The sequence below is a fragment of the Tenacibaculum aiptasiae genome (assembly GCF_008806755.1).
Lineage (GTDB): Bacteria > Bacteroidota > Bacteroidia > Flavobacteriales > Flavobacteriaceae > Polaribacter > Polaribacter aiptasiae.
Genome location: NZ_WAAU01000014.1, coordinates 56,200 through 68,345, shown reverse-complemented (window position 1 = coordinate 68,345; position 12,146 = coordinate 56,200). Strand labels below are relative to the sequence as shown.

Here is a 12,146-nt window from a genome sequence, read left to right as displayed (position 1 = left end):
TAACCCCATTTGTTTTTTAATTCTTACGACAACAAATGTAGTCCGTTTTCTATTAAAGTACTGTAACTCTTGTTACTTTTTAATTTTTCTAAATAATCTCTCAACTCTTCCTTTACCAAATATCTCTTATTTAAAGCTAATTCATACAACTCTAAAACCAACAACCAATCTTGAGAAAACTCAGTCTTTAAAACGTTAAAAATTGAAATTATTTTATCTTCAGTTACTTTATTTTTTTCTCTAATATCTCTTACTTCTTCATATAAATTATAAAGTTTCTTTTGCAAATCACTATAGATTATTTTATCAGTTTTGGTTTCAGAAACTTTTCCTATATCTTCAAAAGAATCAACATCAGCAGGTCCAGAATAAGCTGAAACCAACTCTTTCCCTATTGCCATATCATAAATTCCCCACTCTGGTCTGAATAAGACTTGATCTTGATAAGTTACTGTACAATCTTTTAAAGATATTATTAATATTTTCCCTCTTAAATCGCGAGTTCCAGTAATTGCTCTTCCTTTTACAACCACACCACTCTCGAATTCTAAAGTCATTTCTTCACCTTCATATATTCCATACGCTTTTAAATCACGTGGACTCATATCTTCAATAGGCAAATTAATTCCTTTTAACTTCCCTACTGGACTTCCAAAACCTTCTGCATGGTAACTAATTCCATGCCCAATCAATTCCTTATCTCTGTTTGCTAAAGCTGTTGGACCTGTTGTTTGGATATAAGCTACTTTTCCTTTTTTATCTTCTATAACATTAGTAAATATTCCAGAAATTTGAATTCCTGTACTTAACTCAACTGTACCTAAATTTTTAGAGTCTATTAATTTTTCAACACCCTTCAAGCCACCAGTTCTCAACGCCATTGTATTAGCAAACTCATTTAGCACTAGACTTAAATATGCAAAATCTGGTGTAACAAATAATTGAGGTTGTGGCTTTGTTATATCAAAACTAACATTTGCAGCTTCTATAGAATAAGGCACTTTTTTCACCTCATCTTGCATACACCATTTACTCTCTCCTATTGACGAAAGTAAACCAGCTCCATAAATTTTAGGATCATTTAATTCACCTATCAAACCATACTCTACGGTCCACCAATGTAAATTTCTTATTTGTGCCATTTCTGACATTTCTCCCATATTATCTTGCAACCACTCTACTTTTTCTTGTGCTTCATCAATTTCTTTCTGTGTAGAATTTGGATTCTCTTTTAATATGGATAACAACCTAATTGCCTCATACATTTCATAATCTTTAGCTGAAGAAATAGCTTTCGAACCAATTTCACCAAACCTACGTAAGTACTCAGAATACTCTGGATTTGCTATAATTGGAGCATGTCCTGCAGCCTCATGAATAATGTCAGGTGCAGGAGTGTAAGCAATATGATCTATAGTTCGCATATCTGAAGCTATCACTAGCACATTGTATGCTTGAAACTCCATAAAAGCATTTGGCGGAATAAAACCATCAACCGAAACAGCTGCCCAACCAATCTCTTTTAAAATACGATTCATTCCTTCCATTTCAGGAATATTCTCAACCGAAATACCTGTTTTTTCTAATCCGTTCACATATGAAGAATGAGCTACTTTACCTAAATAATCTACATTCATCCTCATCACATAGCGCCAAACCGCCTGGTTTTGTGCCGTGTACTCTTCATAAGGCTGTCTTACTACAAATTTATGTAAATGCTTAGGTAATTTTTTCGTGATTTCGTTTAACTCAAAATGAGGCTCCATATAGTTGTTTGTTTTGCTGGGTAAATTTAAGTTTTTTCTTGTTTACAAAAAATCGACAATTGTTAAATTATATATTTTGTACCTTTACTTTTATCACAAAAAATCAAAAAAACATGAGAAATCGGGGGAGTTTAAGAATTAGACTTTTAATTGGTGCTGGTATTGCTTTATTTGCCCTAGTAAAATATTGTTCAAGTGCTGAAACCAATCCTTACACTGGAAAAAAACAACATATATCTATTTCTCCTAAACAAGAAATAGCTATTGGATTGAATAGTGTTCCACAAATGAAACAACAACATGGAGGCTTGTATCCTAGCCAACAATATCAAGATTTAGTAGATAAAATAGGTAAAAAACTTGTTGACAATAGTATCGCTAAACAATCTGGTTATCCTTTTGACTTTCATTTACTACGAGATGAAAGAACTATTAATGCTTTTGCCTTACCGGGTGGACAAATTTTTATCACTTTTGCTTTATTTTCTAAATTAAAAAACGAAGATCAATTAGCTGGAGTTTTAGGTCACGAAATAGGTCATGTTATTGGGCGTCATTCTGCAGCACGTATGGCTAAACAAGATTTAACTCAAGGTATATTATCAGGAGCTGCTGTTGGTTTTGACCCTAGTACAGCACAAGGAATGGCTGCTATTGCAAATGTTATTAACATGAAATATGGTAGAAATGATGAATTAGAAAGTGATGAATTAGGCGTTAAATTAATGGTAGACGCAGGCTATAACCCAGAAAGTTTAATTGGTGTTATGGAAATTTTAAAAGCTGCTGCTGGACCTAATAGAACTCCTGAGTTTCAAAGCACTCATCCTGATCCAGAAAACAGAATTGAAAAAATTAAAGAAGCCATTCGTAAATACAAGAAATAACTTCATAAAAAGCTTTTAGTAAACCTAAAAGCTTTTTTTTTGTAACATTTTTACCAAAAATACTACCTATAGTATATAACCAAAAAATAATAGCTATGAGTTTTGGAGGTGCTGTATCGGCAATGATAACTAGTTTAAAAAACAACAAAAGAAATCGGGTATCTGCTTTTGAGAAAATTGAAGGCTATGAAACTGATACTAATACAAAACTTCATTTTGATAAATCAGCCTCCCAACAACAACTTAACGAGATAAAGAATAAGATTCAAAAAGAAAATCAACGAACCCTAATTAAAAGAATTATATTTTTTATACTCTCCCTAACTACTTTAGCTTACCTCATATATTTTTAAACAAGAGTTAAGCCAATAATTCTATTTAATATATGTAATACATTTCCTCCCTTCTTAAAGGGAGTTTTTATCTACTTTCAAAAAATTACTTTTATCAATTTTTATTAACATATGTTAATTTTTTAAAAAATCATTATGATTTCTGTTAAAATAATACCAAAACAAGTTTAAATACATCAAAAACAAAGAGTTAACAGAAGATAACTTTGTTTACTAATCAAATTATTAATTAGAAATCATGAAACATTTCAACCCCCACTTATGCTTTCATTTACTATTAATTTTAAGCATTTTCCCCCTTAAAGAACTACACTCTCAAAACGTAAAAAGTTCTTGCGGAACAGACAAAGCAATGAAAGAATTATTCGAAAAAAACAAAAATGCTAAAAACGAACTAAATTCTTTACGATTAAAAATCTCCCCCGAAAATCAAGCAAAAAAAACTAGTTCCCCATCCTATGTGATACCTGTTGTTTTTCACGTTTTTGGTAAAAATTACAATTCAGGAACTGTAGTTACTCAAGAAATTATTGAAGATGCCTTAAAAAAAACGAATGAAGATTTTCAAGGCTTAAATAGTGATTACAACACCATTGACGCTCCTTTTGATGTTATCAAAAAACCTCTAGACATTACTTTTAAACTAGCAAAAATTGACCCCAACGGAAACCCTACTTCTGGTGTCATTTTTTACGATAAAGCTTCCGGCATGGGAAATTACAATTCTCCAGAAGTAAAGAATGTTGCTTGGGACAACTACAAGTACTGTAACATATATATTACTAGAGACCTTTATGGCAATGGTGATTTTTACAATTCTGGAGTTGCATGGTATCCTAACAAAACCATGTCTGATCTAAACATTGCAAGAATTGTTTATAATGGAAGTTATTTAGGAAATAACACTAACGAAAACTTTCGATCTGTTCTTACACATGAGTTTGGTCATTATTTAGATTTACCTCATACTTTTTATGGTGCCGTTTGCTCTACTGATCCAAAAGCTGGTGACGGAATTGCTGATACACCTTCTCATAAGAAAAATTCATCAGGAACAGGATGTCAGGTTATTAAAAACTGTTTAAACCAAGAAATTAATAATGAAAATTTTATGGATTATACAGATTGTTACAAAATGTTTACTCAAGGACAAGTAAACAGGATGATTAATGCTTTAGAAAACTCACCTACAAGAAACATCTTGTGGACTGAAAAAAATCTAATTGCAACTGGTGTAAATACTAACTTAGGACCAAGATTAATAACTTCAACATCTCAAGTTAAAGAACGATATTTAAACGATGGTGTTTTAGAAACCTCTATTGAAGTTTCTTGTGAAGAATGCACATTTACGAAAAGTTCTGGAACCATGAATCTTTCTACAGACTATACAGTTCAAAATCTTCCAGAAGGAATAACCACCAAAGTTGATATTATTAACAATACAAAAGCTATTATCAATTTTAATGGAACCGCTACAAACCACTCTGCTTCTAACTCAATAAATAATTTAGCATTTAAATTCAATTCTTCAATTATTACAGGTGGAAGCTCAATTTTATACAAGGATTCTATCGAGAACATTTCCGTAAAGTTTAACGACCCTTACACAGAGTTTTGTAACATTAATATTCGATACAGAACTTACACTCACATTACCAATGTTTCTTTTAACGAAAACAGTAATACTACAGGATACGATGGCATAAGCAACTATGCACCAACAGTAAAATTTAAAGTTAAAAAGAACAAAACATACCCACTAAGCATTACAACCAATAAAGGAGCGGGTGGTGCAAATGATAATTTAAGAATTCAAGTTTGGGCAGATTGGAATTCAAATTTTGTATATGAAGACAACGAACTTATAGTTAGTCACCCCTATAAAAATACTCAAACTGATAATAACGGGAATTACACCTACAACACAAGTGTTCAAATTCCTAACTCAGTTAAAATGGGCAACATTGCCTTTAGAGTATTAGCACATTATGTACAAAGCAACGAAGGTGATTCAGCTTGTTCTACAATAGATAGTGGAGAATCTGAAGATTATGGCCTTTCAATTGTTCCTGAAAACACTCCTTTTGAAGTTGATTTCTTTGGACAACCTACAACCGTTAACCTATCTGAAGAAGCTCAGTTTAACGATTTTTCTATAGCTGCTAATGGAGATAGTTTAAAAAGCTGGAAATGGACTTTTGAAGGTGGATCGCCTACTAATTCTACAGAAAAAAATCCAACAAATATTTTATTCCCTATTGAAGGTACTTATGATGTAACTTTAGAAGTAACTTCTACAAACGGTTTAAAAAAGACCATTAAAAAAAGTGATTACATAACTTCAAGATTAAAATACTGTAAATCATACCCAAACTACGGCACTTACTTTAGTGTGAACAAAGTCAATTTTAATACCATAAACCACGAACCAGGGAAAAGCAACTATTATAATTATTACAATACCATTTCAACTGATTTAAAAACTGGAAAAATCTATCCTATAACCATTAAATCAGAAAAAGGAAATGGAGGTGATTCGGACGTTAACAAAGTAAAAGTTTGGGCCGACTGGAATTATGATGGTCAGTTTACACAAGACGAATTACTAATTAATAAAGAAGTAAAATCCAATAACTATGATCAAAACGGAGAATATTCATTTACATCAAACATAACCGTCCCTAACAATGCGGCTGTAGGTAAAAAAATTGGACTTCGAATTACTGGTCATTTTGTTGATGGTAAAGGAGAAACTTCATGTGGTGCTTATGATAGTGGAAACACTGTTGACTACAGTATTTTAATAAAAAAAGGAGACGGGAACACCACATCTTCAATAGTTTCAATTTCTGATGACACCAAAGAAGAAGGAGCTGAATTACAACATTTAGTTACCTTAGACAACACAACTGTTGAAGAAACAAAAATAGCTTTATCTATAAATAATGCCACTGCCATTAATGGAACTGATTTTAATAACCCAACTTTTACAAATGGAGTTACTTACAACCAAGGAGAAATTACAATCCCTTCTGGTGTAAAAACATTTACAATAAAAGTTCCAACTATTGACGATTCTATAGTTGAATCTAGCGAAAATTACAATATTACTGCTAACTCAATTACAGCTACTGGAACCATAACCGACAATGACTCCTCTTCTTCTAATTATTGTAACGCTTCAAACCTTAGAAACGATTCTTACATTACAAATGTGACCTTCGGATCAATTAACAACAGTAGTGGATACAACTCATATTCAAATTATTCAAACATTTCAAATACATTCGCTTCTGGTCAAACATTCAATTTAAAAATTACAACCAAAAACGATCATTGGACATACAATGCTATTGGTACTTGGATTGACTGGAATAATGATGGTGAGTTTTCAGATAACGAAAGAGTATACAAAGCATATAAGGCTGGGCCATATTCAAAAGACATAACTATCCCTGACAACGCTGTAAAAAACACTACTCTTCGAATGAGAATACGATATGCTTACGGTTCTGAAAATAAGATTACTCCATGTGGTGAAGACACTTACTTTGGTGAAGTTGAAGATTATTCAATCAAAATATCAGCACATTGTTATGCTAGTACACTTAGAAATGATTCATTTATAACCAATGTATCATTTGGAGCAATTAACAATTCAACAGGATTTAATTCATATTCAAATTATGAAAATCTATCACATACTATTTCACCTCAAGAATCTTTTAATTTAAAAATCACAACTAAAAACGATCATTGGACATACAATGCTATTGGTACTTGGATTGACTGGAATAATGATGGTGAGTTTTCAAATAGTGAAAGAGTATACAAAGCATTTAAAGCAGGACCATATTCAGTTAACATTTCAACACCCAACAATGCTGTAAAAAACACCCCACTTAAAATGAGAGTTCGATACGCATATGGAGCTGAATACAAAATAACACCATGTGGCGAAGACACTTATTTTGGTGAAGTTGAAGACTATACAATCTTAGTTGAAAATAATTCTGTTGCACGAACTAATACTACTAATTTAATTGAGAATATAAGGCTTTATCCAAATCCTTCTGACAGTTTTATATTCCTTAAATTCGAAACTAACAAAAACGTACAATACGAATTAACAAACATACAAGGTAAAATTATTATGAAAGCTGATAAAACCCCTAATCAAAATCAAATTAAAATATCAGTAAAAGATCTTCCTGTAGGCATTTATTTCATAAAAGGACAACAAGAAAACAAGATATTCCAAAAGAAATTCTTTGTAAAATAAACTTCCTAAAAGCATTTTAAAAGACTACTTCGGTAGTCTTTTTTTATTAGAAAACAATACTCATTTTCATCTTATGCAATCGGTTTCGTTAATTTTTAAAAAAGCACTTAAAATCTTTCTTACTTTTGTTTTGTAAAACACACCAAATGAACAAAAAAGTAATCTTAATGATACTTGATGGTTGGGGAATTACTCAAGACCCAAAAGTATCAGCTATATATAATGCAAAAACACCATATATAAATTCATTATACGACAAGTTTCCGCATGCCGAATTACGTACTGACGGGGAACATGTAGGACTACCAGAAGGTCAAATGGGGAATTCTGAAGTTGGACATATGAATTTAGGAGCTGGAAGAATTGTTTATCAAAACTTAGCTAAAATAAACAAAGCTGTAAAAGAAAATACTTTAGCTCAAGAAACAGAATTATTAAAAGCATTTGATTACGCTAAAAAAAATCAAAAAAACATTCATTTTTTAGGATTGGTTTCTAATGGAGGTATTCATTCACACATTGATCATCTAAAAGGCCTTCTTGACGCTGCTAATAGACATGAGCTTAAAAATGTATACTTACATGCTTTTACTGATGGTAGAGACTGTGATCCAAAGTCAGGTAAGTATTTCATAAACGACATACAAGAACACATGCAAAAAACTACTGGGGAATTGGCTTCAATTACAGGTAGATACTATGCAATGGACAGAGATAACAGATGGGAAAGAATACACCTAGCCTATGATGCATTAGTTAATGCTAAAGGAACTTTATCTTCTAATGCCACTGAAAGCATACAACAAAGCTATGATAGTGATATTACTGATGAATTTATAAAACCAATTGTAATGGTTGATAACAACAATCAACCAAAAACTACAATCAAAGAAGATGATGTTGTTATTTTCTTTAACTTTAGAACTGATAGAGGTCGTCAATTAACAGAAGCTTTAAACGAAAAAGACTTCTCAGAATTCAACATGAAAAAGTTACCTTTATACTTTGTTACCATGACAAATTATGACGAAACTTTTAAAAACATTAAAGTAATCTATAACAGCAACAACATAGAAAATACGCTTGGAGAAGTTTTAGAGTCTGCTAATAAGAAACAAATTAGAATAGCAGAAACAGAAAAATATCCTCATGTTACATTTTTCTTTTCAGGTGGTAGAGAAGAAGAATTTAAAGGTGAAAAACGTTTATTATGCCCATCTCCAAAAGTTGCTACTTACGATTTAAAACCAGAAATGAGCGCTTATGAAATTAGAGATGCTATTGTTCCTGAGTTAGAAAACGGAGAAGTGGATTTTGTATGCTTAAATTTTGCTAACGGAGATATGGTTGGACATACGGGAGTTTTTGAAGCTGCAGTGAAGGCTTGTGAAACAGTAGATACTTGTGTTAAAGACGTTGTTACATCTGCTTTAAATAATGACTACACCACTATTTTAATTGCAGATCATGGTAATTGTGAAACAATGATAAACCCTGACGGAACTCCTCACACGGCGCATACCACTAATCCAGTTCCTATGATTTTAATTGACAAAGAATTAAAGTCTATAGAAAATGGAGTATTAGGCGACATTGCTCCAACAGTATTAAAACTAATGGGAGTAAATCAACCAAAAGAAATGACACAACATTCACTTATTTAAAACAATAATGATGAGAAAAATCGCATACATACTTTTTACAGCTTTTATAGTTTCATGTGCTTCTGCGCCTAAACAAAAACAATTAGCTACTAAAGATAAAGACGGAAATTTAGTTGGTATTGCTACTAAAAAAGATTTCCAACAAGAACCATACGGTTCAGAATGGTTTAATGATTTTTATAGTTATTATGAAACAGATCAAAACACCATTAATAAATTAAAGCCATATTTAAAAGATGTAAAAATCAAAGGGTTTATGGGAACTTGGTGTGGAGATAGCAAAAGAGAAATCCCTAACTTCTACAAACTATTAGATGAAGCTGGATTCAACTATAAAAACTTAGAATTGGTAACCGTTAATCGAAGTAAAAAAGCAAATGGTTTGGAAGAAGGATTCAATATTCTTAGAGTCCCAACTTTTATTTTTTATAAGGACGGAAAAGAGATTGGTAGATTTGTAGAACATGCTATAGATGGCAGTACAATAGAAGACGATATTTTAAAAATCGTTTCTGGACAACCTTACACACATCCATATCAAAAATAACCGTAAATTTGCGCTTCAATATTTTTAACATGATCAAATCAAAAACTAGAGAAGAAATAGAATTAATGCGCGAAAGTGCATTGGTAGTGTCAAAAACTTTAGGAATGCTTGCTAAAGAAGTAAAACCTGGAGTAACTACTTTATATTTAGATAAACTTGCTGAAGAATTTATTCGTGAGCAAGGTGCTATCCCTGGTTTTTTAGGACTTTACGATTTCCCTAACACACTCTGTATGAGCCCAAACTCACAAGTTGTACATGGGATTCCAAACAAAACCCCTTTACAAGAAGGAGATATTATTTCTATTGATTGTGGAGCTATTAAAAACGACTTTTATGGAGACCACGCTTACACATTTGCTGTAGGTGAAATAGCTCCTGAAACTCAAAAATTATTAGACGTAACAAAAGAAAGCTTATACGTTGGTATTCGTGAATTGAAAGTAGGAAATCGTGTTGGAGATGTTGGTTTTGCTATCCAAAACTATACAGAAAAACACGGATATGGTGTTGTTCGTGAATTAGTTGGTCACGGATTAGGAAAAGTTATGCATGAGGATCCAGAAATGCCAAACTATGGTCGTAGAGGTCGTGGTAAAAAATTTATTGAAGGAATGGTAGTTGCCATAGAACCTATGATAAATATGGGAACTCAAAAAATACTACAACATAAAGATGGATGGACAATTACCACTTTAGATGGTAAGCCTTCTGCTCACTTTGAGCATGATGTAGCAATTGTAGATGGTAAACCAGAATTACTTTCTACTTTTAAATACATTTACGAAGCTTTAGGTATTGAAAGCAATGAAGAGGATGAGTTTAGACAACAACCTTTAGTTTTATAAAGTGTCCTTATTTAAAGCCATACTAAACACAATACCTAGACCCATTTTAATAAAAGCTAGTTATTGGGCACGCCCAGTAATAGCTTGGTGGTTAAAAGGTGATAAATTTACTGATCCTATAGACGGTAAATCATTTCGCAAGTTTTTACCATATGGATATGGTATACAAAGAGAAAATGCATTATCACCATCAACTCTCTCACTAGAAAGGCATCGTTTATTATGGCTCTATTTACAAAACGAATCTGATTTTTTTTCTTCAGAAAAGAAATTAAAAGTACTTCATATTGCTCCTGAGCAATGCTTTCTCGATATTTTTAGAAAGCAAAAAAACTTAGAATACATTACTTCAGATTTAGAATCGCCAATAGCAGATGTAAAAGCAGATATTTGCGACTTACCTTTTGAGGAAAATTCTTTTGATGTTATTTTCTGCAATCATGTTTTAGAACATATTCCAAACGACACCAAAGCAATGCAGGAGTTATACAGAGTAATGAAAAGTGGTGGTTTCGGAATTTTTCAAATACCACAAGACCTTAATAGAGAAACTACTTTTGAAGACGATTCTATTACCGACCCAAAAGAACGCGCAAAAATATTTGGACAATACGATCATGTACGAGTGTATGGACGCGACTATTTTGACAAACTTCGCTCTATAGGATTTAAAGTCGATAAAATTGATTTTACAAAAAAAATCGCTCCAGAAAAACTAGAACGATTTGCTTTAATGAAAGGCGAAATTTTACCTGTTTGTTTCAAGAGTTAATTTACATACTCTTTTAATTCATTGTTTTTATCGTTATACAACAAAACAACTTTTAACTCAGGATGTTTTGTTAAAAATTCTTTAGTTTTTTCTAGCCCCATAGCTAAAAAAGCAGTTGCGTAAGCATCTACATCAGCACAATCCCCTTTCATTCTTACAGAAACACTTAATAAATTACTTTCTTGAGCCAATCCTGTTTTAGGGTTTACTGTATGTACAATCTTCTCTCCTTTATCGTTAATTTTATACTTTCTGTAATTTCCAGAAGTAGCCATAGACTCATCTATCAAATTAATTTCTTTTTGAACAGACCTCGTACCATCTACATTTGGTTTTTCTATCGCCACTCTCCAAGGCTTACCTTTTTTACTACCACGAGCTCTAATTTCCCCACCAATTTCAACAATGTAGTTCTTAATATTTTTTTGTTCTAAAAATCTCCCTATAACATCAACTCCATAACCTTTTGCAAAAGCATTTACGTTCAATTCAATATTAGAATTATCTCTGTAAACCCTTCTTTCTTTTAATGTAACCTTATCAAAACCTACTCCAGACATAAGTTCTTTAATTTCTTCTTCAGATAAGTTTTTCTTTTCTTTTCCAGAACCAAAACCATACGCATTAATTAATCTACCAATAGTAGGATCAAAATACCCATCAGTTTCATTATAAATCTTTCTAGCCTTTTCAAAAACTTCTACAAAAAAATCATCAACAACTACAGTACTATCCCCTTTATTAATTTTAGAAATATCTGAAGTCGGCATATAGGTAGACAATGACTTATTTATCAAATTAAACAAACTATCAATTGATTTCTGATGATTTTCCTCATTCAAATAAGTAATATGATATGTAGTACCAAAAACATCCCCTTGTAACCTTATTTTATTTAACTTCTGTTCTTGTTTGCATGAAACAAGAAAAAACATCATGATACTAGTTGCGTAAATTATATTTTTAAACATCTTTCAAATTTAACTGCAAAAATAATTCATTCTTACTTCATAAAAGATTGTTA

General features: G+C 31.8%; 9 protein-coding genes. 7 read left to right on the top strand and 2 right to left on the bottom strand.

Annotated elements, in window-relative coordinates; translation table 11 throughout:
* Window positions 1-23: 23 nt before the first annotated feature.
* Complete coding sequence (locus tag F7018_RS09905) at window positions 24-1,766, bottom strand: aromatic amino acid hydroxylase (RefSeq protein WP_150899907.1); 1,743 nt, start codon at window positions 1,764-1,766, stop codon at window positions 24-26.
* A gap of 113 nt (window positions 1,767-1,879) precedes the next feature.
* Here F7018_RS09905 and F7018_RS09900 point away from each other — a divergent pair, with 113 nt between their 5' ends.
* The 7 genes from F7018_RS09900 (at window position 1,880) to F7018_RS09870 (ending at window position 11,122) form a co-directional block, all read left to right on the top strand.
* Entirely contained in the window at window positions 1,880-2,653 is a 774-nt protein-coding gene (locus tag F7018_RS09900; protein WP_150899906.1) for a M48 family metalloprotease, read from the top strand.
* Between the two features lie 95 nt (window positions 2,654-2,748).
* Window positions 2,749-3,006, top strand: coding sequence for a hypothetical protein (locus F7018_RS09895; RefSeq protein ID WP_150899905.1), 258 nt, complete (start codon window positions 2,749-2,751; stop codon window positions 3,004-3,006).
* A gap of 352 nt (window positions 3,007-3,358) precedes the next feature.
* Entirely contained in the window at window positions 3,359-7,291 is a 3,933-nt protein-coding gene (locus F7018_RS09890) for a GEVED domain-containing protein (protein WP_175578705.1), read from the top strand.
* A 146-nt stretch (window positions 7,292-7,437) separates the two neighbouring features.
* Window positions 7,438-8,955 carry a 2,3-bisphosphoglycerate-independent phosphoglycerate mutase gene (gene gpmI, locus F7018_RS09885; RefSeq protein ID WP_150899903.1) on the top strand — a complete coding sequence of 506 codons (1,518 nt, stop codon included), beginning with the start codon at window positions 7,438-7,440 and terminating at the stop codon, window positions 8,953-8,955.
* Between the two features lie 10 nt (window positions 8,956-8,965).
* Window positions 8,966-9,502: a thioredoxin family protein gene (locus F7018_RS09880; RefSeq protein ID WP_150899902.1), complete on the top strand. Its 537-nt coding sequence runs from the start codon at window positions 8,966-8,968 to the stop codon at window positions 9,500-9,502.
* 29 nt (window positions 9,503-9,531) lie between these two features.
* Window positions 9,532-10,350 carry a type I methionyl aminopeptidase gene (gene map / locus F7018_RS09875; protein WP_150899901.1) on the top strand — a complete coding sequence of 273 codons (819 nt, stop codon included), beginning with the start codon at window positions 9,532-9,534 and terminating at the stop codon, window positions 10,348-10,350.
* Between the two features lies 1 nt (window position 10,351).
* Entirely contained in the window at window positions 10,352-11,122 is a 771-nt protein-coding gene (locus tag F7018_RS09870) for a class I SAM-dependent methyltransferase (protein ID WP_150899900.1), read from the top strand.
* Here the strand turns inward: F7018_RS09870 and F7018_RS09865 are convergent.
* Window positions 11,119-12,093, bottom strand: a complete 975-nt coding sequence (locus F7018_RS09865) for an FAD:protein FMN transferase (protein WP_246175137.1) — start codon at window positions 12,091-12,093, stop codon at window positions 11,119-11,121. The genes F7018_RS09870 and F7018_RS09865 overlap by 4 nt on opposite strands.
* Between the last annotated feature and the right edge of the window lie 53 nt (window positions 12,094-12,146).

Bases quoted from the DNA above. Each gene is read 5' to 3' on its own strand.
- F7018_RS09905 (WP_150899907.1), bottom strand. From the start codon at position 1,766: ATGGAGCCTCATTTTGAGTTAAACGAAATCACGAAAAAATTACCTAAG.
- F7018_RS09900 (WP_150899906.1), top strand. From the start codon at position 1,880: ATGAGAAATCGGGGGAGTTTAAGAATTAGACTTTTAATTGGTGCTGGT.
- F7018_RS09895 (WP_150899905.1), top strand. From the start codon at position 2,749: ATGAGTTTTGGAGGTGCTGTATCGGCAATGATAACTAGTTTAAAAAAC.
- F7018_RS09890 (WP_175578705.1), top strand. From the start codon at position 3,359: ATGAAAGAATTATTCGAAAAAAACAAAAATGCTAAAAACGAACTAAAT.
- gpmI (WP_150899903.1), top strand. From the start codon at position 7,438: ATGAACAAAAAAGTAATCTTAATGATACTTGATGGTTGGGGAATTACT.
- F7018_RS09880 (WP_150899902.1), top strand. From the start codon at position 8,966: ATGAGAAAAATCGCATACATACTTTTTACAGCTTTTATAGTTTCATGT.
- map (WP_150899901.1), top strand. From the start codon at position 9,532: ATGATCAAATCAAAAACTAGAGAAGAAATAGAATTAATGCGCGAAAGT.
- F7018_RS09865 (WP_246175137.1), bottom strand. From the start codon at position 12,093: ATGTTTAAAAATATAATTTACGCAACTAGTATCATGATGTTTTTTCTT.